Below are 20739 nucleotides of genomic sequence, written 5' to 3'. Positions count from 1 at the left end.
GGCGCGCCGGGGCCCGTGTCGCTCGTTCCCCCGGCCGGCGCGCCGGTGGACGTACCGGCACCGCGATCGCCACCGACGCCGTCACTGCCCGCGCAGCCGGCCGATGTGGTGACTCCCACGACGACGGCGGCGAACACGCCGACGAGAGCCGAGCGTGGCCCTCGGCCGCGACTCCGCCTCTTCCCCGGGGACCCACCCCGCACGGCACCCATACCCCAAGAATGACCCACCTTCCCCGCCGGGGCACCCACGGCGGGACTTTCCGGCATTCACGGGGGGCGAGTCCAGGCACCCGCGGTGAGGCGCCCGGGCATCTGGGCAGGAGGGGCTCACCCGGGCGGAAGGCTCGCGCCGCCCGGTCCGGCTACTCCCCGCTCACCCCGCCGCTTCCACGGCGACGGCCGGCTGCTGCGGGCGGGTCCGGACGCCCCAGCGGGCGAGCGCGGGTCCTGCCGCGCCCACGGCCGCGAAGAACGCCGCGAGGAGCAGCCAGCCCGCCGTGCCGAGGCCGAGCACCACCGTGGTGAGGATCGCGGGGGCCAGGGCCTGCCCCGTGGAGAAACCGAGGCCGAGAAGGCCCTGGTACTGGCCCTGGGCGTGGTCGGGCGCGAGGCCGAAGCCCAGGGCGAAGCCGGCCGAGGACTCCCAGATCTCCCCGAGGCTGTGGACGAAGATCGCCGCGACGAGCAGCACCGCCGCCGCCCAGACCGGCGTGTGCGCCGCCAGCGCCATCATCGGGCAGCTGACGAGGAAGAGCAGGCCCGCGTTGCGGAACGCCCTGCCGCCTTCGTGCGGGGTTTCGACACGGGACCCGAGCCGCGTCTGCAGGAGCACGCAGAAGGCCGCGTTGACGGCGAACACCGCCGCCACCGTCCAGCGCGGCGCCTCGGTGTGCTGGGAGATCCAGATCGGCAGGAGCAGGGACACCACCGCGTACTGCAGCCCCATGGCCCCGTACAGGGCGGTGAACGTCAGGTACGGGCGGTCGGAGTAGGCCGGCCGGCGACGCTCTCGCGGCGGTGCCGGCAGCGCCGGGTAGTTCGGCAGCAGGAACAGAAGCAGCGCGCACAGGGCGAAGCTCGCCGCGTTGCCGAGGATCAGGGCGACGTAGGCGCCACGGGTGTCCGCCGCCACCGCCAGTCCGGAACCCACCGTTCCGAAGATGACGCCCAGATTGACGAAGGTGCGCAGCTTCGCCCGGAACAGCGCCGGGCGTTCGGTCCCGACCCGGGCCACCAGAGCGCCCCAGGCCGCCCCGCCGGCCGCCGCGGCGATCTGGTCGACCGTCGCGAGCAGCGTGAGCGCGGTCCAGCTCTCGACGAGCACGAGGGCCGACATGGACACCGCCTGGACCGCGAGGGCCAGCATCATGACCGTGCGCGCGCCGCGCCGGTCGGCGAGGTGCCCCCCGGGCATCCCCGCGAAGAGGCCGGCCAGTCCGGCGATGGTGAGCGCGGCCCCGACCTGCACGGCGGGCAGTCCCACGATCAGGGTGAAGTAGAGCGCCGACGCCGCGTTGAACAGACCGTTCCCGACCCGGTTGACGAAACTGGCGGCGATCAGCACGCGCTCCGGTCCGTTGTCCCCTGCCACACGGGCCAGGCGGGCTGTTCGACCGGCAGGGCTGCCCTTGATCATGAGCAGCAGGCTAGCAGCGGCCGCGGACGCCGCCCGGGCCGGGCGGAGACCCGCTGTACGGGGGCCGGGCGGCGGCCGTTCGGCCCCCGGGACCCGGGTCCTGCGCCCTGTCGCCGGGCCGCCCTACACGACCCATTCCCCCAGCGCGCCCACGCGATCTGCCAGGTCCTCCCACGGACGCGGGGCGACGACCGGCACCCCGGCCTCCCGCGCCCGCGCGGCGAGCCATCGGCCGTACAGCACGCTGACACGGGCGCGATGGCGCTGCGGCCCGGCCTCCGGTTCCCGGCGCAGGTAGTTGGCCGTCACCTGCGCCTCGTCGTCCTCGTGGAGGAAGACGCCACGGACCGGCCCGCCGGGCGTCACCACTCGGGGCAGGAGGTAGTCCCCCTCCAGGATCACCGGGGTGTCGGTGTCCACATGGTTGGCCACCACCGCCTCGATCGCCGGGGCCAGCGCCTCGGCGACCGCGATCTGCCGCTCGACCACCGACTCGGGCGCCCGACGGGCCGCCTCCGGGTGGGTGCGCCAGAAGTGGACCTCCGGCAGGTGCTCGGGCAGTGTCACCGCGAGCAGCGCCTCCACGATGTCGTCGACCTCCACGACGGGGACGTCGTACCGCCGCGCCAGTGCCCGCCCGACACCGGTCTTCCCCATCCCCGACGCGCCCCCGACGACGAGCACCCGCCAGTCGGGAAGCCCCGGCACCTCACTCGTACCGTTCACGAGCCCTCCTCTTCGATCGTCGTCACCGGAACCGGAACCGGCACCGGCACCAGCACCGTCACCGTCACCGGCACGGGCTCGGTGAGGAGCGCACGGCCGGCCGAGCGGCCGGCATGCGGTCGGCCCCCGAAGCGCGCAGCAACAGACAGGCGAGTACGGCCCGATGGCGTGGTGCGAGCCCGGGAGACTCCGGACCGGGAGTCAGGACCTCCACGGAGCGGAGAACCGTGAACCGCATGCCGTCACTCCGGGGTCACCAGTACGTGCGTCGAAGAAGCATCGGGAATGTATCAAGATCCACCGGCGGGGTCTCCGGCGTGCCAGAACTCCACACCGTCGGCCCGGAGAAGACGATCCGACCGACCGCCCGGGTGCCACACCGACGGGGAAAACACGATGGCCTGAGCGTGCGCGATGACACAGGCTGGGGCGGATCACCGGAGCGGCTCTCCGGAGCCGCCCCGTACGCACGGTCGACAGAAGCCATCCCACCGAGGAGTTCCACATGATCACCGCCGTCCCCCTCACCCAGGTCTCGACCGAGGACGCCACCGCCTGGCACGCGGTCGTGTCGGCCTCGCTCGCCGCCGACCTCCCCGAGGAGCCCAGGCCCACGTTCGAGCAGATACACGCTCAACTCTCCGTCACCGGGCGGGACAACCGCCGACTGCTGTGGCTGGCCACCGACGCCGACGGCGGGGTGGTCGGTGTGGCCGGACTGCGGCTGTTCACCTCGCCGGGACAGCAGCACCTGGCGGAGCTGGAGCTGCACGTCACCCCGGACCGGCGCCGCTCGGGAGTGGGCTCGCACCTGCTGGCCACGGTCGTACGAGCGGCACGGGACGAGGAGCGCCGCAGCCTGGTGGCCGCCGCCCCCGGCGAGGGACCGACCGGCGCCTTCTGCGCCGCCCGGGGCTTCCGGCGCGTCCTGGCGTTCGACCACCTGCTGCTCGACGTCGCGGACGCCGACGTGGCCGTAGCCGAGGCCGGACACCCCGGCTACGAACTGGTCAGCTGGACGGGCACGGTTCCCGACGAGCTGGCGGAGGCGTTCGCCTCGGTCAAGAACGCGATGAACGACATGCCCACCGGCGACATGGACTACGGCAGCCAGATCTGGACGGTCGACCGGGTCCGCGCGATGGCCGAAGTGCTGGCCGACCGTGGCGACCTGCTGCTGACGACCGCCGCGGTCGGCAAGGGCGAGATGGCCGGCTACACCGAGGTCGTCATCCGCTCCGGGGAGACCCTCCGGGCCCTGCAGTACGACACCGTCGTGGCGCCCGCCCACCGCGGCCACGGGCTCGGGCTGTGGGTCAAGGCGGAGATGGTGCGCAGGCTCCGTGACGAGCACCCCGGAATCGAGGAGATCGAGACGGACAACGCACAGGACAACACCCACATGATCGCGGTGAACCGCCGTCTGGGCTTCCGCTTCCACCGCAGCACGCACGAATACCAGCTGGACCTGCTCGCCGAGTGACCGACGGACGGACGAGGGCCGGTGACGAGCCCGCCGAGGCACGGATCGGAGGGAAGGCCGGCGGGCCGACGCCCATGAGCCGAGAATAGTCTGCAACAAAACTATCTGCTACGGTCTCTCGTGTGGCGCCAACTGGCGGGAGACCTCGCATGCTTGCCGCATCCGACTCCGGTCCAGGGTGATCCTGGCTCCACTCCCAGCCGCCACCCGACACCGAAGGACTGCCCCATGAGCGCGCACACCGGCACGGAGAACGCCACCGAGGCCTCCGCCAGTACCGAGACCTCCACCGGCACCGAGGCCTCCGCCGGCACGACCCGGAACGACGGACCGGCCCCCCGCGCGCTCACGGACCAGGAGCTCTCCCGGCTGTTGGGCGGGCAGCGGTTCGGCGTACTCGCGAGCGTCAGGAGCACCGGTCACCCGCACCTGTCGACCGTCCTCTACGACTGGAACGCCGAGGAGCGCGTACTGCGCGTCTCCTCGACGGCCGACCGCCTCAAGGTCCGCCAGCTGCGACGCGACCCGCACGCCTCGCTGCACGTCAGCGGTCCGGACGTCTGGTCGTTCGCCGTGGCGGAGGGCGAGGCGGAGATCGTGGACCCGGCGGCGAGGGCGGCCCCCGGCGAGCAGGCGCTGCCCGACCGGCGCGTGGTGATCCTGCTCAAGGTCTCCCGCCTGTACGGGACCGCCCTGGACTTCCCCGCTCGGGACTGAGGCCGGTATCGCCGGATCGACGACCCCGGCCTCGGCGGCGAGGTAGGCGTAGGGGCTGAGATCGGCGTAGTGCATGACCGCATCCCGTCAGAGGGAGGACCCGTCGACTGACCGATTACTCGCGCAGCAGCCGTTCCAGCATGAACTGCGTCTTGGGGTCGGGATCGATGATCAGCGACTGGACGCGATAGCGGCCCGGTGACAGTTCGACGCGGAGCGCCTCCGCCGGCTGCTGTGCATCCTGCAGGGAGTCGAGGATCCTGTCGGCCTCGTAGGCGGCGTCGGCCAGGACGTATCGTCCTCCGAGTTCGAGGGTGAGGACGTCCTTCCAGCCGTCGGCGGATCCGGCGGCGTGGACGGCGGACAGCAGGCCCGTGTCGTCGTCGGCGTAGCACCAGCGCGCGAACGTGAGGGGCTCGGCGAGCCAGGTGACGGACAGGGGCTCGGCGCCGAGCGTCAGGATGTCGTGGCCGGCCAACCGCAGGGCCGAGACGTACTCGTCGATCACGTCGTCCGCCTCGGTCCCTTCCCATGCCGGAAGGAGTTCTTCCGGGATGAGCGCGTAGCGGGCGAAGTCGGTGCTGTCGAGCCAGGTAGCCATGCGGCGGATCATCACACCCGCGTCTGACAAGCGTCGAGTGCGGCCGCGAGATCGGAGCAGAGGGGCCCGGCCGTGGCCGGGCCCGATGGACTGGGGTGCCCCCGCATCCGGCAGGCGACGAGGGCTACTCCACGTCGACGCCGTATCCACGTACGAGGGCTTCCAGGCCGTGGTCGTAGCCGCAGCCTTACCGGGAGACCAACCCGAAACTTCGGGCGGCTTTCGGGCCGAACGGTCGTCGGCGGCCGCCTCCGGCTGGTTCAGCCGGACAGATCAAGCCACCCGAGGGCTTCTCCCTGACTCTTCCGCCCCCCGGCTGAAAACTGCCCCTGACCAGCAAAAAGACCCTCCCGAAGGAGGGTCGATCGCGGAGCGCCCCCGGCAGGACTCGAACCTGCGGCCAAGTGCTTAGAAGGCACCTGCTCTATCCACTGAGCTACGGGGGCCGGGTGGTGGCCGTGTGGCCAGGAGCCCCTTGTGGGTGGGGTGTGGCCCGCCGGGACAAGGATAGGGCTCCGATCGCCTTGACCCGGTTGCTTCACCTGCGTGGCACGATGTGGAGGTTCGGTGAAGCGGAACGATAATCGCAGGCAGGTGCGATTCGCGCAGCGCTTTTCACGTCGCTCGGGGCGGGTGTTGTGCACTCGTTATGCCTGAGGTTCCGGTCACCGCCCCTCTCTTCGGCGCGCAGGGCCGCAATAGGCTTCAAAAACACTCATAAATTGGGCATTCTTCGCATGTGGTGACCTTGGACGAACGGCCTCAGCTGATCGACGCACTCTCCGCCCTGCGCGACCGTGTCGCCGCCGTGCGCCTTCCTCTTCCCCTCCCCGACACACCACGCGCCCGGCAGACCCGGGCCGAGCTGCTCGCTCAGCTCGACGACTATCTGGTGCCCCGGCTCAAAGATCCCGACGCCCCGCTGCTCGCCGTCGTCGGCGGGTCCACCGGGGCCGGCAAGTCCACGCTCGTCAACTCCCTTGTCGGGCGGCGCGTCAGCGAGTCCGGTGTGCTCCGGCCCACCACCCGCACCCCCGTGCTCGTCTGCCACCCCGAGGACCACCACTGGTTCGCCGGGATGCGGGTCCTCCCGCAGCTCACCCGCGTCTGGCTGCCCCAGGCCGACGACGACCACGCCGACGACGCCCCGCCCCCCGAGGAGAACGCGCTCCGCGTCGAGACCGCCGCCTCCATGCCCCGCGGCCTCGCCCTCCTCGACGCGCCCGACATCGACTCCCTCGTCGTCGAGAACCGGCTCCTCGCCGCCGAGTTGATCTGCGCCGCCGACATCTGGGTGATGGTCACCACGGCCTCGCGGTACGCCGACGCCGTGCCCTGGCACCTCCTCCGTACCGCCAAGGAGTACGACGCCACCCTCGTCACCGTCCTCGACCGCGTCCCCCACCAGGTCATCGGCGAGGTCTCCCGCCAGTACGAGGCCCTCCTCGACAAGGCCGGTCTCGGCGACGTACCCCGCTTCACCATCCCCGAACTCCCCGAGTCCGCCGACGGCGGCAGCGGCCTCCTCCCCGACTCCGCCGTCGCCGCCCTCCGCGGATGGCTCGCCCACCGCGCCGAGGACCCCGCCGCCCGCCAGCAGGCCGCCGACCGGACCGCCACCGGCGTCATCGACTCCCTCGACGCCCGGCTCCCCGAACTGGCCGGCGCCGTCGCCGCGCAGTACGCCGCCTCCGTCCGCCTCGGCGGCGCCGTCGAAGCCGCCTACGGCGAACAGGCCAAGCGGGTACGCGAACAGCTCGGCCGCGGCGCCGTCCTCGCCGGCGACGCCCGTACCCGCTGGCGCGCCTACCCCCGCGACAGCACCGCCGACGAGCTGCTCGACGCCCTCGCCGAGTCCCTCGCCGCCCTCCTCCACTGCGCCGTCTCCGCCGCCGAGGAACGTGTCCGTGACGCCTGGCGCCGCGAACCCGCCGCCGACGCCCTCGGCCCCGCCCGGACCGGCCGCGACCGCGACACGGCCGAGCGGATCGGTGTGGAGGTACGGCGCTGGCGCCGCGTCCTGGAGGAGATCGCCGAGGACGAGGTGCGCACCGTCGAGCGCCCGTCCGCACCCCGTACGGCCGCCCCCGAGGCCGACACCGTCGCCGTCCTCCTCGCCGCCGCCCTCCTCGGCGGCCGCCGCACCCGGGCCGCGGGCGAGCGCCTCGCCGAACTCCTCGGCGCCCAGGCCGCCCTGCGCCTGCGCGACAAGGGCGGCGAACTCGTCCTCTCGTACGTCGACCGTGTCCTGCACGCCGAACGCGACCGGCGCCTCGCGCCCCTCGAAGCGCTCGACGTGACCCCCGAGCCGCAGGCGGAGCTGATCGCCGCGCTCTCCGTACTGCAGAAGGAGAAGTGACGTGGTGGACGACGACGAGTCGCGCGCCGGTACGGGAAGCGGTGCCGGTGCCAGGGCCGGAACCCGGGCCGGTGCCCCGGCCGGTGCCCGTGCCGGGGGAGGCGGCCGAGAAGGTGACCGCGACCCCGACCGTGCCCACGAGCAGTCGGGGCGCTGGGACGACGGACTGATCGCGCGCCGCGCCGCCGAGCGCGGTGCCGCGGTCCCCGAGATGCCTCCCGGCGCGGACGACACGCAGGAGCCCGACACCCTTCCGCCCCTCGGCGGGAGTTACGGCGGGCCCCTCCGCGCCCGCCTCGACGCCCTCCACGAACTCGTCGGACTCTCCCGTACGCGGGTCGAGAGCGAGGCCCTCGCCGAGGCCGGGCGGGTGCTCGACGAGGCCGCCGCCCGGCAGCGGCTCTCCTCCCGGCACACCGTGATCGCGATCGCCGGCGCCACCGGCAGCGGCAAGTCCACGCTCTTCAACGCCCTCGCCGGCGTCCCCGTGTCCGAGACCGGACTCCGCCGCCCCACCACCTCCGCGCCCATCGCGCTCTCGTGGTCCGAGGGCGCCGCCGGGCTGCTCGACCGGCTCGCCGTCCCCAGCCGGCTGCGCCGCCGGCCGCTCGCGGGCGGCGCCGCCGACACCGAACTCCAGGGGCTCGTCCTCATCGACCTCCCCGACCACGACTCGGCGGTCACCGCCCACCGCGACCAGGTCGACCGGGTCCTCGGCCTCGTCGACGCCGTCATCTGGGTCGTCGACCCCGAGAAGTACGCCGACGCCGCCCTCCACGAGCGCTACCTCCGGCCGCTCGCCGGGCACGCCGAGGTCACCTTCGTCGTCCTCAACCAGATCGACCGGCTCGGTACGGAGGCCGCCGATCTCGTCCTCGACGACCTCCGCCGCCTCCTCGACGAGGACGGCGTCGCGCTGGGCGAGCACGGCGAACCCGGCGCCACCGTCCTCGCCGTCTCCGCCCTGACCGGCGAGGGCGTACCCGAACTGCGGGAGATGGTCGCCGGATTCGTCCAGGAACGGACCGCTCCCGAGCGCCGGCTCGCCGCCGACGTCGACGCCGCCGCGGCCCGGCTCCGTCCCGCCTACCTCGCCGACGGCCGGTCCGGACTCGACGAGCGCGCCCGCGACGCCTTCACCGACCGGCTCGGCGTCGCCGTCGGCGCCCAGGCCGCCGGCGAAGCCGCCGAACGGGTCTGGCGCCGCGGCGCCATCCGCGCCTGCGGCACTCCCTGGCTGCGCCTCTACCGCTGGTACGAGCGGATCCGCGAGCACGGCTCCACCGACCCGCACCTCGCCACCCCGGTCGAGGACGAACTGACGGCACGCCAGCGCGTGGAGCAGGCCGTACGGGTCGTCGCCGACGAGGCCTCCCGCGGTCTCCCGACCCCCTGGGCGCAGGCCGTACGCGAGGCGGCGGCGCGCGGGGCGGAAGGGCTGCCCGAGGCGCTGGACGAGCTCACGGTCACCATCGGCGACGCGGCGGCCCGGCCGCCCCGCCCCGCCTGGTGGCCGGCGGCCGTCCTCGCGCAGGCCGTGATGACGCTCCTGCAGATCTTCGGCGCGCTGTGGCTGGTGGGCCAGATCGTCGGCGTCGTCGAGCCGGGACTGCTCCCGCCGGTTCTCGTGATGCTCGGCGGCATCGTCGGCGGCCCGCTCGTCGAATGGGCCTGCGAGGGAGCCGTCAAGGGCCCGGCGCGGCGGTACGGGCAAGAGGCCGAACGGCGCCTGCGCGAGGCGGCGGCGGCCTGCGGCCGGGCGCGGGTCCTCGACCCGATGGCGGCGGAGCTGATGCGCTACCGCGAGGTGCGCGAGCAGTACGCGACGGTGGTGGGCACGCGTCCGTCGTCACGGATCGTCGGCGGAGGCCGCGGCGGTACGGGGCGGCTGGGTGCGACGCGGACGGGGGTACGGGGGAGGTAGCGGCGACGCCCTCGTTCGCGGGCGTCTTCTCGCCGGACGCCTTCCCCTTCGGTAGGCCTCTGGAGGACCCGGGGTGTGCCTCCGGTGCCCTCGGTACGCCTCTGGAGCGCCCTCGGTACCTCTCCGGAGCGCCCTCGGAGCGCCTCCGGTCCCCCTTCCGGGTGGGGGAGTTGTCCACATTCCGGCCCCTGTCCACAGCCCCCGGCGGCATCTTCTCCGCGGCCCCACCATGGTGGCCGACCGGTGAAGAGACAGCAGCGTGAACGCAGGGTGGGGGAACGGACCATGAACGACACGACCGTGACGCTCGTCGGCAACGTGGCGACGGCGGTGGAGTACCGGGACACGGCGACGGGCGGCGTCGCCAGGTTCCGCTTCGCGGTGACCGCGCGCCGCTGGGACCGCGAGAAGGGGCTCTGGTCCGACGGGCCCACCAGCTTCTACACGGTGTCGGCCTGGCGCTCCCTCGGGGCCAATCTGGCGGCCTCGGTCTCCGTCGGGGAACCGCTCGTGGTGCACGGCCGGCTGAGGGTCCGTGAGGAGGAGCGGGACGGACAGCGCAAGACCTTCGTGGACGTGGCCGCGCTGGCCGTGGGGCACGATCTGAGCCGCGGGACGGCGGCCTTCCGGCGGGCCGCGCGGCCGCTCGGGGCGGATTCGACGCCAGGAGCCGGGCCAGGAGCGGGACCCGGGGCCGGGCCAGGGGCGGAACCGCAGGTGGGGGCGGCGGAGCCGGTGTCGGCGTTCGGTCCCGCACCGGACCGGGACCCGTGGGCGGTGGCGGCTGCGGAGGCCGCGGCGGAGTCGGCGACGCGGTTGGTGACCGTGTCCTGACCTTGTGTTGTGGGGATTTGTCGACCAACTCGCCCTGGGTGATAACGATTCCGATTCGGAATGGTTATCTGACCGTATGGCAGGGCACCCGGGGGTTCCGCATCCCTAGGATTCCCGGGTACTCATGTGGCACGTGAGCCCATCGGGTCTGTGATCTGCTGGCGTGCGCTCCCCCCACGCGAATCTGACGATGGTTCGTGGAGCGACTCGCCCGGAGGGGAAAGCAATGTATTCAGTTCGTGGACGAGGCGCTGCCCGCCTTGCCGCAGCCGCCCTCGTCTCTGGCCTTGTCATGGCCGGTGCGATAGCGACCGCCGGTCCGGCGCTGGCCGACGACGGTGCCCCGGGCACCGGCGGCGTGACGGCGAAGCTCGGCGGGATGACCGACCGGGACGACGTCGAGATCGCCGAGAAGAACGGCTCGAAGTGGGGCGTCAAGGGCGGCCTCTTCAAGATGCAGGTCGAGGGCGGGGGAACCCTCCAGACCTACTGCATCGACCTCCGGACGCCGGCCAAGCACGACTTCGACTACAAGGAAGTCGGCTGGGACGAGTCCTCCCTGCACAACAACGACAACGCCGGAAAGATCCTCTGGATCCTCGAGAACGGCTACCCGAAGCTCTCCGCCGAGGAGCTCGGCAAGAAGCTCGACGTCGACCTGTCGAAGGACGAGGCCGCCGCGGCCACCCAGGCCGCCATCTGGACCCTGTCCGACGACGTGACGGCGACGCCGAAGAGCCCCGACGCCCAGAAGCTCACCGAGCAGCTCCTGAAGGACGCGGTCAAGCTCGAGGAGCCGAAGGCCTCCCTCTCGCTCTCCCCGTCCTCGGTCGCGGGCAAGGCCGGTGACCGGATCGGCCCGATCACCGTCTCCACCAACGCCCAGATCGCGAAGCTGGCGACCGCCCCGGGCACCCCGGACAGCGTCAAGATCGTGGACAAGGACGGCAAGCCCGTCACCGAGGCCAAGAACGGCGACCAGGTCTACTTCGACGTTCCCGCCGGCACCGCCGACGGCACCGCCGGTCTGACCGCCGAGGCCACCACCAAGGTCTCCCTGGGCCGCGCGTTCGTCTCCATCGACGGCCCGTCCCAGACCCTGATCCTGGCCGGCTCCAGCGAGTCGACCGTCACCGCCCAGGCCTCGGCCACGTGGGCGAAGAAGGGTGCCGTCCCGGCCGTCACGGTCGCCAAGGACTGCGCCAAGGGCGGCCTGGAGGTCATCGCCTCCAACAAGGGCGACGAGGCCTGGACCTTCGACCTGAAGGGCACCTCGTACACGATCGCCGCCGGTGAGACGAAGACCATCCCGGTCCCGCTCGCCGAGGACGAGGCCTACAAGTTCACCATCACCGGCCCGAACGGCTTCGAGGAGACCTTCGAGGGCGTCCTGGACTGCAAGACGGCCACCCCCGGCCCGAAGCCGTCCGAGACCCCCACCACGGAGCCCTCGACCGAGCCCTCCCCGTCCACCACCGCTCCCACGACCGGTGACACCACGGGCGGCACCACCGGCACCACCGGCTCCACCACGACCGGTGGCGGCGACCTCGCCGAGACCGGCAGCTCCAACGCCACCCCGATGATCGCCGGCATCGCCGCCGCGCTCGTCGTGATCGGCGGCGGCGCGGTGTTCTTCCTCCGCAAGAAGAAGACCGCCGGCGCCTGATCCCAGGCCCCCGGTGCCGGCCCGGCCGGCACCGGGAAGCCACCCGGTCCCGTGGAGTGATCTGCGTCACACCATGATCACCCCGTGATCACCGCACGACCCCGGAACGCGTCAGCGTCCGGGGTCGTCGCACGTCCGGGCTCCGTTTCCGCCCCCTACCGCCCGGTACGGCTCCGTCCCGGGCCCGGTGCGAGCCCCCCGCCGGGCCCCGCTCCCGCCTTACCGGTTTCCGCCCGGGGGCGCCGGTCAGGCAAGATGGGTGTATCTGCCCACTCACTCCTTGCCGGACGGTTTCTCTTGGCTGAGTACATCTACACGATGCGCAAGACGCGCAAGGCGCACGGCGACAAGGTCATCCTCGATGACGTGACGCTGAGCTTCCTGCCGGGTGCGAAGATCGGTGTGGTCGGCCCGAACGGTGCCGGTAAGTCCACCGTTCTCAAGATCATGGCTGGCCTTGAGCAGCCGTCCAACGGTGACGCGTTCCTGTCGCCCGGCTTCACCGTCGGCATGCTCCTCCAGGAGCCCCCGCTCGACGAGACCAAGACCGTCCTGGAGAACGTCCAGGACGGCGCCGCCGAGGTCATGGCGAAGCTGAAGCGCTTCAACGAGGTCGCCGAGCTCATGGCGACCGACTACTCGGACGCGCTCATGGACGAGATGGGCAAGCTCCAGGAGGACCTGGACCACGCCAACGCCTGGGACCTCGACGCGCAGCTCGAGCAGGCCATGGACGCCCTCGGCTGCCCGCCCAGCGACTGGCCGGTCACCAACCTCTCCGGTGGCGAGAAGCGCCGCGTCGCGCTCTGCAAGCTCCTCATCGAGGCGCCCGACCTGCTCCTCCTCGACGAGCCCACCAACCACCTCGACGCCGAGTCGGTGAACTGGCTGGAGCAGCACCTCGCCAAGTACCCCGGCACCGTCGTCGCCGTCACCCACGACCGGTACTTCCTCGACAACGTGGCCGAGTGGATCCTGGAGCTCGACCGCGGTCGCGCCCACCCGTACGAGGGCAACTACTCCACCTACCTCGACACCAAGGCCACCCGCCTCAAGGTCGAGGGCCAGAAGGACGCCAAGCGTGCGAAGCGTCTGAAGGAGGAGCTCGAGTGGGTGCGGTCGAACGCCAAGGGGCGTCAGGCCAAGTCCAAGGCCCGTCTCGCGCGCTACGAGGAGATGGCGGCCGAGGCCGACAAGATGCGGAAGCTGGACTTCGAGGAGATCCAGATCCCGCCGGGCCCGCGTCTGGGCTCCATCGTCGTCGAGGTCGAGAACCTCTCCAAGGCCTTCGGCGACAAGGTCCTCATCGACGACCTGAGCTTCACCCTGCCGCGTAACGGCATCGTCGGCGTCATCGGCCCGAACGGCGCCGGCAAGACCACGCTCTTCAAGATGCTCCAGGGTCTGGAGACCCCGGACTCCGGCTCCGTCAAGGTCGGCGAGACCGTCAAGATCTCGTACGTCGACCAGAGCCGCGCCAACATCGACCCGAAGAAGACGCTGTGGGCCGTCGTCTCCGACGAGCTCGACTACATCAACGTCGGCCACGTCGAGATGCCCTCCCGCGCCTACGTCTCCGCGTTCGGCTTCAAGGGCCCGGACCAGCAGAAGCCGGCCGGTGTGCTCTCCGGTGGTGAGCGCAACCGTCTGAACCTCGCGCTCACCCTCAAGCAGGGCGGCAACCTGCTGCTCCTCGACGAGCCCACCAACGACCTCGACGTCGAGACCCTCTCCTCGCTGGAGAACGCGCTGCTCGAGTTCCCGGGTGCGGCCGTGGTCATCTCCCACGACCGCTGGTTCCTGGACCGGGTGGCGACGCACATCCTCGCGTACGAGGGTGAGTCGAAGTGGTTCTGGTTCGAGGGCAACTTCGAGTCGTACGAGAAGAACAAGGTCGAGCGTCTCGGCCCGGACGCGGCCCGCCCGCACCGTGCCACGTACAAGAAGCTGACCCGAGGCTGATCGTGCGCCACATCTACAGCTGTCCCCTGCGCTGGTCGGACATGGACGCCTTCGGGCACGTCAACAACGTCGTCTTCCTGCGGTACCTGGAAGAGGCGCGGATCGACTTCATGTTCCGGCTCGCGCCGGGGGACGGTTCCCCCTCGTTCTCCGGCGGGTCCGTCGTGGCCCGGCACGAGATCGACTACGTGCGGCCGCTGGTCCACCGGCACCAGCCGGTGACCATCGAGTCCTGGGTGACGAAGATAGGCGCGGCGTCGCTGACGATCGCGTACGAGATCAAGGACCCCGAGGTCACATACGTACGGGCGTCCACGGTCGTCGTGCCCTTCGACCTGGAGGCACAGCGGCCGCGCAGGATCTCCGCGGAGGAGCGCGAGTTCCTCCAGGAGTACGTCGACGACGGGATGACGTCCGCAGCATGACCGTGCTCGCGCCGCTGCACTTCGCCGACGCCAGGGAGGCGGCGGCCCTCGCCGCCTTCCTGACCCGGCTCGTCCACTACGACCGGGCCGCCGCCGTCCGCATCCAGGCGGGCGGCGGGGCGCTGGCCGTCTTCGGCCGGCCGCCGTCCTTCGAGGTGCTCGCGATCCGTACGGCCCGGCTGGCCGACGACGTCGACCTCGACGTCACCGTCTCCGCCGGTGAACTCCTCGAAGGCATCGAGGAGTCGGCGGGCAAGGCGGTCGTCCCGGACTCCGTCACCGGGCCCCCGTGGACCGGCGTCCTCCCGCCCCGCGCGGGCTGGCAGCCGGTCGCCGGGCTGCCGGGCGCCGCCGACATGCGCGCCGCGGTCGCCGCGGCCGTCGCCGAATTCCGGGCGCGGGACGAGGAGTTGCCCGAGGAGCGGCGCACCAGGGCCGAGCGCGACCGGATCGGCCACGAGATCTGGTCCCGGACCCTCGGCTCCACCGGACTCCCGCTGCGGGCCGTGCACGCCGCGCAGTCGCTGGGCTTCCTGCCGCCCGCGGACACCGAGGCCCCCGTCGCCCTCTTCGCCTCCGGTCCCTGGTTGCGGCTCCGCACCCCGTACGGCTCGATCGCCCTCCGTACGGTGTCCATGTCGCTGACCGTCACCCCCGGCGGCCCCGCGTGACGGACCTCGTCGTCAGGGTCGACGCGGCGCGCACCGGCGACTTCGAGCCCCACCTCACCGCCTTCCGCGAGCGGTGCGGCTGTCCCCCCTCACCGCCTTCCGCGAGCGGTGCGGCTTCCGGCCGACGGCGGTTGTCCTGATGGACCCGAGCGGGTCTCTCGCTCCCGTCCGCCCGCGCGGCTGAACTTCCGCGCCCCCGCCGTCGCGGCCGCGAGGAGCAGTACGGCGAAGACCGCCTGGCCCCAGGGCGGGGACGAGCCCTCCACCGCCGGTGCCACCCGTCGCCGCGGATCGTAGGCGACCCGTACCTCCCCGCCGTCCGGGGCGATCCGGCGGTTCTCCGCCAGGGCCGACGGATAGCCGCCCGGGCAGCGCAGGGTGTGGCGGTACACGGTCCGCTCGCCGCCGCCCTCGCCGACCGACACGTGCTTCTCCTCGTGGACCTTCACCACGACACAGTCCGCGACCGCCCCGCGCGAGGCCCACTGGTCGGCGGTGGTCACCGTGAGCAGCAGCGCGCCGACCAGTGCGAGGGCGCCCCAGAGGCCCATGACTCCGTCGACGAGCAGGTAGTAGGCCACGGCCGAGACGAGGACCGCCGCCCCGCCGACCGAGACCGCGACCGTGGTGGACGGCACCGAGGCGCTCCCGAAGGACCAGGCCGACCAGGCGTAGACGGCCGCCGCGCAGAACGCGGGCAGGAGCGTGGCCGGCCAGGCCCCCGCGCCCGACGGACTGCCCGCGCCCGACGCGCTCCCCGTACCCGACGGACTCCCCGTACCCGACGGACTGCCCGCGCCCGACGCGCCCGACGCGCTCCCCGTACCCGACGGACTCCCCGCACCCGTAGATGACATGGACATCACCCCCGCAGGGTGGGACGTCCGGCGGCGCCTTCCGGTTGCTCAGCCCTCCGCGTCGTCCGGCCACACCCCGATGTGGTCCTGCTCCAGTTCCAGGGCCACCCGGTGCTCCATGCCGAGCGCCTGCGTGTAGTCCGCCGGGAGCTGGAGCCGGCCCGCGCGGTCGAGCATCGCGTACTCCCGGGCCACCAGCGACTCCTTGCCCTGCTCGTCGACCTCGGTGCGGCGCAGGACCTCCGAGGACGTGCGGCCGTCGCGGATGGCGACCGTGCGGCGCACCTCGGAGGCGACCGCCTGGTCGTGGGTGACGATCACGATCGTCGTGCCCAGTTCCTCGTTGGCGCGGCGGAAGGCCGCGAAGACCTGCTCGCCGGTGGCCGAGTCCAGCTCGCCCGTCGGCTCGTCGGCGAGGAGCACGGCCGGGTTGTTGGCCAGGGCGACCGCGATGGCCACCCGCTGCTGCTGGCCGCCGGAGAGCTGGTGCGGCCGCCGGTCGCGGGCGTCCGCGATGCCCAGCATGGCGAGGAGTTCCTCGGCGCGTTCCGTCTTCCGCTTCGCGCGGCCCTTCAACTGCATCGGCAGCGCGACGTTCTGGGCTGCCGTCAGATAGGGGAGCAGATTGCGGGCGGTCTGCTGCCAGACGAAGCCGACGACCTCACGGCGGTAGCGCAGCCGCGCCTTGCCGTCCATCGCGAGCAGATCGGCCCCGGCGACCCGGGCCGCGCCTGCGGTCGGTACGTCCAGGCCCGCGAGGATGTTCATGAGCGTCGACTTGCCGGAGCCCGAGGCGCCGACCAGGGCCATCAACTCGCCCTCCTTCACGAGGAGGTCGAGTCCCTGGAGAGCCTGCACCTCCACCCCGTCCGTGGTGAAGATCCGGACGAGGCGGTCGCAGGCGATGAGTGCGTCATGGCCGTACGAGGGCCGGTCGCGCCGCGCGGTCGCCTTCCGCTCCAGCTCCTCCAGGGTGGTGGGGTCGGAGGCGGACCCGGCCGCGCCGGCCCGGATCGACGTGTCGGTCCTCGTCATCGTGCGTCTCCTGCCCTGAGTTCCTTGATCGAGCCCTTGCGGCCCGCCCACCAGGCCTGTCCGGCCGCCGCCATCGCCGTGATCAGGACGACCGTGACCGCCGGCACCACCAGCGACCACGGGTCCGTCCGCAGCGGCGCGCTGTCCAGCGGGACGAAGCCCGGTGTCGTCGCGAGCGCGAGGCGGAACAGGTCGATGCCGGGCGCCAGGAGCGGCACCGTCGCCCAGCCGACGAGCGTGCCGCCGATCGCCGCGAGGACCGCCTGCGGCAGCGCCTCGAGACCGAGCAGCCGCCGACCCTGCTTGCGGGTCAGGCCCATCGTCCGCAGCCGCGCGAGGAGCGTGGTCCGCTCCGGCGCGTTCTGCATCAGCGAGAGCAGCACGGCCACCACGGCGAACGCGGCGCCCGCGCCGATCGCGCCGAGGTACATCCGCTCGGCGCCCGACTGGAGCGGCGAGTCCACATAGCCGGCCCGCTCCTCGGTCCGCGTCGACACCAGGAGCGCGTCGGACTTCGCCTTCACCACGGCCCGTAGCGCGGCCCCGTCCTCCGGGCCCGTGACGAGCAGTGCCGTGTTCGTCCGGTGGGTGAGGTCGGCGGCGTTGACCAGGAGGAAGTCGGCGCCCCGCAGGGCCGGGGTGGCCGACCGGACCGCGACGATCCGCACCCGGAACACCCCGGCCGCCGACACGATCTCCTGCGGCGTGCCGCCGAGCCGCGCGGCGACCGAAGGCGAGGCGATCGCGGGCAGCACCCGCTCGGTGTCCGCCGCGGCCTCCTTGCCGCCCTTGCCCGTCGACGTGAGCAGCGCCGCGGGGAACGGTCCGAAGCCGGTCCGCTGCGCGAGCCGGGTGTACGAGTCCGGCTCGACGCCCACGAGCGCCGAGCTCATCGGCTGGGCGGAGGAGTTCCGGGGGGACGGCAGCGACACCCCGTACTCGATCTGCAGCGGCGCCACGTCCCGTACGCCCGCCGTCCCGCGCACCGCCTCGGTGAGGTCGGCCGGCACCGGCGTCCACTCGACCGAGCCGTCGATCCGGGCGTCCGCGCCGGTCGCCAGGAGCGCGGCCCGGTCGCGGGCGTCGGCGACGCCCGCCAGGACGGAGCCGCCGAAGGCCGCCGTGGTCAGGGCGAGGACGAGCGCGAGCAGGGGCAGTGTGCCCGCCGAGGACGTGCGTCCGGCGCGGGCCAGGGCCAGCGGCCCGACGGCCCCGCGCAGCCGGCGGGCCGGACGGGCCGCCCACCGCAGGGGCAGCGGATAGATCCGTACGAGCACCATGGCGGCGATCAGGCCGACGAGCACCGGGGCGGCGCTCACCAGATGGTCCCCGGAGTCCCCGGTGCCTCGGAGCCGCAGCGAGGCGACCGCGCCCACGGCCAGGACGAGCAGGGTGAGTTCGAGGACCGTGCGGCGCCGGGAGGGGCGGGCGGTGAGCAGGTCGTCGCGACCTCCGTGCAGTCGCGGGCGCCGGTGCACGACGACGGCCCGCAGCGGCAGGACCAGCATCGCGACGAGGGCGACGCCGGAGGCGGCGAGGACCGAGGGGAGCAGCGGGATGTCTCCGGGCGTGCCGCCGGACCCGCCGTCCGGGCCTCGTACCGTCACCACCGCGAGTCCCAGTGCGAGGGCCCCGGCCGGTACGGCGACCGCCGAGGTCTCGCCGAGCAGTCGCAGCCCGATTCCCGTGAGCGAGGCGCCCCGTGAGCGGATCAGGGCCAGTTCGCTGTCCCGGCGGGCGACGAAGAGTCCGCCGGTCATGGCGAGGACGACCGCCGCGACCGCGCCGATCCCGAAGACGGCGACGGCCACGACGGGGTTGATCGCCGCGCGCATCGAACCGTACGAGTCGACGATCGAGTCGAGTTCGGTGGTCAGCGCACCGGTGGGTCCCACGACCTCGCGCATCCTGACCAGACCGGGGCCGCCGGCCGCCGAGTCGAGCGCCGCGGCCAGCCGGTCGGTGTCCCGTCCGGTGAGGTGCGCGGCGGTGGGCATGTACCGGAAGAAGACCTCCGGCTCACCGGTGGTGGAGAGCATCGCGGGCGCCGAGAGGGGGGAGAGCAGCAGCGCTCCCTGCCAGTAGTACGCGATCTCGTCGCCGACCAGTGGGGCGAGGGCCGGGGTGCGGAGCAGCGGCTCGACCGCCCAGTACGGGTCCTCGGGGTGGCGCGGCTCCACGATCCCGGTGATCGTCAGGGCGATCGGTTCCGCGCTGACCCGGCCCGGCACGTGCACGACGGAGCCGGGCCGCAGGCGCAGCGCCTCGGCGGTCTTCACGGTCACCGCCGCTTCCGGGGCGCGGGCCGTGCCCGTGGGGAGGCGGCCCTCGCGCAGCGTGGTGTGTTCCGTCAGGCCCGACGGGGAGGAGAGCACGAACTCGGGGGAGATGCCGTCCGGCCGGGGCAGCCACGGGTCGAGCCCCTCGACCCGCTTGACCGTACGCAGGCCGTGGACGGTCTGCTCCGGATCGGTCCGCAGCGGCTCGGGCAGCAGGGCGCGTGCCTCGTCGCGCTGTTTCCGGAGCACGGCGGGGGCCAGGCCGGCCTCGCGCACGGGCAGGTCGAGTTCGAGGCCGGGCGGCTCGGCGGTCACTTCGAGGACGCTGCTGCGGGGTGCGGCGGTCCGGATGTCGTGCCGCAGTCCCTCGGTCTCGTACGCGTCCATGGCGCGCGGCAGGGCGGCCGCGAGGTAGGCGGTGACGAGGACGAGGGCGGCGAGGGAGGCGGCCGCCCAGGGCGCGGTCCGCAGCCGGGTCCGCACCCAGGGCGCGACGGCGCGGGCAGGCTTCTCGGACCGGGACGACCGGGGCGACCGGGACCGGGACATGTCGGGTGCCTTCCTGCGTACGGCGGGTGTGTCGGGGGTCTTCTTCCGGTGCGGGCCCTCGTCCGGGTGCTCCCCGGCCGTGCCGGACATCAGTTCTCCCCCTGGTGGCGCAGCGTCACGGCCGGGTCGGTGCGCCGCAGGGCGATCGCGGCCACCATGGCGAGCGGCAGCGCGGCGACGCCGGCGAGCAGCAGGGCCACCTGGCCGAGGGGCAGTTCGACCAGGACCGGGGGTACGGGCCGGGCGGCCTGGCCGGTCAGGACGACGAGCGGGACGACGGCCCGGGCCAGGACGGTGCCGAGTCCGATGCCGATGAGCAGGCCGATGCCGATGAGGAGCCCCTGTTCGGCGGCGATGAGCCGGGCGAGGCGGCGGCGTGGTGCGCCGAGCGCCCGCAGGACGCCGAACTCGGCGGAACGTTCCCGCATGGCGCCGGCCGAGCCGACCGCGAAGCCGACGGCGGCGAGCGCGGCGGCCGCGGCGGCGACCGCCATGAGCGCGGCGTTGGGGCCGGCGCCGAGCGGGTCGCCGAGCAGTTCGGCGGCGGCCTCGTCGCGCACGAGGACCTGGGCGGGGTCGGCGTTGGGCCGGGCGCGCAGGGCGGCGGCGACGTCGTCGGCCCGGCCGGGTTCGACGGTCAGCCACCACTCGGTCGCCGCCACGGTCGAGGCCTCACCGGTGGACAGGTACCGGTTGACGGAGGCCAGGTCGAGGAGGATCGTGCCGCCGTCCTCGGGGGTGGCGACCGGGCTGGTCGCGGACGCGACCTGGGCGCCGGGGCCGGTGGTGGGCAGTTCCTCGACGACGCGGGAGACGGTGACGTCGATCCGGCGGCCGCCGAGGGCGATCTCGATCACGTCGCCCGGCCTGGCGCCGGCCGCCGACATGAAGGTCCGGGTGGCCACGGCGGGGAGGCGGCTGGGCGCTTTGGGGCTGGGCGCCTTCATGCGGACGACGAACTCCTCCGCCGACCAGAACACCTCGCTCAGCGGCGTGCCGGAGACGGCGAA

16 protein-coding genes and 1 tRNA gene are annotated in these 20739 nt (G+C 73.1%); 9 read left to right on the top strand and 8 right to left on the bottom strand.

Features of this window, described 5'->3' with window-relative positions:
- Positions 1 to 375: 375 nt before the first annotated feature.
- Together AOK00_RS12535 and AOK00_RS12530 are read right to left on the bottom strand one after the other, a co-directional pair.
- Entirely contained in the window at positions 376 to 1638 is a 1263-nt protein-coding gene (locus AOK00_RS12535; protein WP_055600394.1) for an MFS transporter, read from the bottom strand.
- A 123-nt stretch (positions 1639 to 1761) separates the two neighbouring features.
- Positions 1762 to 2364, bottom strand: coding sequence for a hypothetical protein (locus AOK00_RS12530; RefSeq protein WP_254047345.1), 603 nt, complete (start codon positions 2362 to 2364; stop codon positions 1762 to 1764).
- Positions 2365 to 2869: 505 nt separating this feature from the next.
- On the opposite strand from AOK00_RS12530, the gene AOK00_RS12525 reads away from it, so the two are divergent.
- Both AOK00_RS12525 and AOK00_RS12520 read left to right on the top strand, forming a co-directional pair.
- Entirely contained in the window at positions 2870 to 3847 is a 978-nt protein-coding gene (locus AOK00_RS12525; RefSeq protein WP_055600393.1) for a GNAT family N-acetyltransferase, read from the top strand.
- A 228-nt stretch (positions 3848 to 4075) separates the two neighbouring features.
- A complete protein-coding gene (locus AOK00_RS12520) occupies positions 4076 to 4564 on the top strand; it encodes a pyridoxamine 5'-phosphate oxidase family protein (RefSeq protein WP_079041967.1) in 489 nt (162 codons plus the stop codon).
- A gap of 115 nt (positions 4565 to 4679) precedes the next feature.
- On the opposite strand, the gene AOK00_RS12515 is transcribed toward AOK00_RS12520, so the two are convergent.
- Positions 4680 to 5165 (bottom strand): Imm21 family immunity protein, encoded by a 486-nt coding sequence (locus AOK00_RS12515; RefSeq protein WP_055600392.1) that lies wholly within the window; start codon positions 5163 to 5165, stop codon positions 4680 to 4682.
- A 373-nt stretch (positions 5166 to 5538) separates the two neighbouring features.
- Positions 5539 to 5611, bottom strand: a tRNA-Arg gene (locus AOK00_RS12510).
- Between the two features lie 302 nt (positions 5612 to 5913).
- On the opposite strand from AOK00_RS12510, the gene AOK00_RS12505 reads away from it, so the two are divergent.
- From AOK00_RS12505 to AOK00_RS12475, 7 genes are all read left to right on the top strand, one after another.
- Positions 5914 to 7524 carry a dynamin family protein gene (locus AOK00_RS12505; RefSeq protein ID WP_055600391.1) on the top strand — a complete coding sequence of 537 codons (1611 nt, stop codon included), beginning with the start codon at positions 5914 to 5916 and terminating at the stop codon, positions 7522 to 7524.
- Positions 7525 to 7735: 211 nt separating this feature from the next.
- Entirely contained in the window at positions 7736 to 9448 is a 1713-nt protein-coding gene (locus AOK00_RS12500; RefSeq protein WP_254047346.1) for a GTP-binding protein, read from the top strand.
- Positions 9449 to 9733: 285 nt separating this feature from the next.
- Entirely contained in the window at positions 9734 to 10282 is a 549-nt protein-coding gene (locus AOK00_RS12495) for a single-stranded DNA-binding protein (protein WP_055600390.1), read from the top strand.
- Between the two features lie 226 nt (positions 10283 to 10508).
- Entirely contained in the window at positions 10509 to 11951 is a 1443-nt protein-coding gene (locus tag AOK00_RS12490) for a Cys-Gln thioester bond-forming surface protein (RefSeq protein WP_055600389.1), read from the top strand.
- A gap of 297 nt (positions 11952 to 12248) precedes the next feature.
- Positions 12249 to 13913 (top strand): energy-dependent translational throttle protein EttA, encoded by a 1665-nt coding sequence (gene ettA, locus AOK00_RS12485; protein ID WP_055600388.1) that lies wholly within the window; start codon positions 12249 to 12251, stop codon positions 13911 to 13913.
- The gene (locus tag AOK00_RS12480; RefSeq protein ID WP_055600396.1) at positions 13913 to 14338 is read left to right on the top strand and encodes an acyl-CoA thioesterase; all 426 of its coding nucleotides are present in this window, start codon (positions 13913 to 13915) and stop codon (positions 14336 to 14338) included. The genes ettA and AOK00_RS12480 overlap by 1 nt, the downstream gene beginning before the upstream one ends.
- On the top strand, positions 14335 to 15009 hold the full coding sequence (locus AOK00_RS12475; protein ID WP_055600387.1) for a hypothetical protein: 675 nt from the start codon (positions 14335 to 14337) through the stop codon (positions 15007 to 15009). The genes AOK00_RS12480 and AOK00_RS12475 overlap by 4 nt, the downstream gene beginning before the upstream one ends.
- An 89-nt stretch (positions 15010 to 15098) precedes the next feature.
- Here AOK00_RS12475 and AOK00_RS38280 read toward each other — a convergent pair whose 3' ends face one another.
- The 4 genes from AOK00_RS38280 to AOK00_RS12455 form a co-directional block, all read right to left on the bottom strand.
- The gene (locus AOK00_RS38280; protein WP_159041753.1) at positions 15099 to 15866 is read right to left on the bottom strand and encodes a hypothetical protein; all 768 of its coding nucleotides are present in this window, start codon (positions 15864 to 15866) and stop codon (positions 15099 to 15101) included.
- Between the two features lie 48 nt (positions 15867 to 15914).
- A complete protein-coding gene (locus tag AOK00_RS12465) occupies positions 15915 to 16901 on the bottom strand; it encodes an ABC transporter ATP-binding protein (RefSeq protein WP_055600385.1) in 987 nt (328 codons plus the stop codon).
- Positions 16898 to 19729 (bottom strand): FtsX-like permease family protein, encoded by a 2832-nt coding sequence (locus tag AOK00_RS12460; RefSeq protein WP_055600395.1) that lies wholly within the window; start codon positions 19727 to 19729, stop codon positions 16898 to 16900. The genes AOK00_RS12465 and AOK00_RS12460 overlap by 4 nt, the downstream gene beginning before the upstream one ends.
- Positions 19730 to 19818: 89 nt before the next feature.
- The coding region (locus AOK00_RS12455) for an FtsX-like permease family protein (protein WP_159041752.1) at positions 19819 to 20739 on the bottom strand (921 nt) is incomplete at its 5' end.

Source organism: Streptomyces aureus (genome assembly GCF_001418135.1).
GTDB lineage: Bacteria > Actinomycetota > Actinomycetes > Streptomycetales > Streptomycetaceae > Streptomyces > Streptomyces aureus_A.
Note: the sequence above shows the minus strand (reverse complement) of the source record. Positions and strands in the feature narration are given on the sequence as shown.

Coding starts and splice junctions, on each gene's coding strand:
- AOK00_RS12520 (WP_079041967.1), top strand. CDS start 4,076: ATGAGCGCGCACACCGGCACGGAGAACGCCACCGAGGCCTCCGCCAGT.
- AOK00_RS12460 (WP_055600395.1), bottom strand. CDS start 19,729: ATGTCCCGGTCCCGGTCGCCCCGGTCGTCCCGGTCCGAGAAGCCTGCC.
- AOK00_RS12465 (WP_055600385.1), bottom strand. CDS start 16,901: ATGACGAGGACCGACACGTCGATCCGGGCCGGCGCGGCCGGGTCCGCC.
- AOK00_RS12515 (WP_055600392.1), bottom strand. CDS start 5,165: ATGGCTACCTGGCTCGACAGCACCGACTTCGCCCGCTACGCGCTCATC.
- AOK00_RS12535 (WP_055600394.1), bottom strand. CDS start 1,638: ATGATCAAGGGCAGCCCTGCCGGTCGAACAGCCCGCCTGGCCCGTGTG.
- AOK00_RS38280 (WP_159041753.1), bottom strand. CDS start 15,866: ATGTCATCTACGGGTGCGGGGAGTCCGTCGGGTACGGGGAGCGCGTCG.
- AOK00_RS12490 (WP_055600389.1), top strand. CDS start 10,509: ATGTATTCAGTTCGTGGACGAGGCGCTGCCCGCCTTGCCGCAGCCGCC.
- AOK00_RS12525 (WP_055600393.1), top strand. CDS start 2,870: ATGATCACCGCCGTCCCCCTCACCCAGGTCTCGACCGAGGACGCCACC.
- AOK00_RS12495 (WP_055600390.1), top strand. CDS start 9,734: ATGAACGACACGACCGTGACGCTCGTCGGCAACGTGGCGACGGCGGTG.
- AOK00_RS12500 (WP_254047346.1), top strand. CDS start 7,736: ATGCCTCCCGGCGCGGACGACACGCAGGAGCCCGACACCCTTCCGCCC.
- AOK00_RS12475 (WP_055600387.1), top strand. CDS start 14,335: ATGACCGTGCTCGCGCCGCTGCACTTCGCCGACGCCAGGGAGGCGGCG.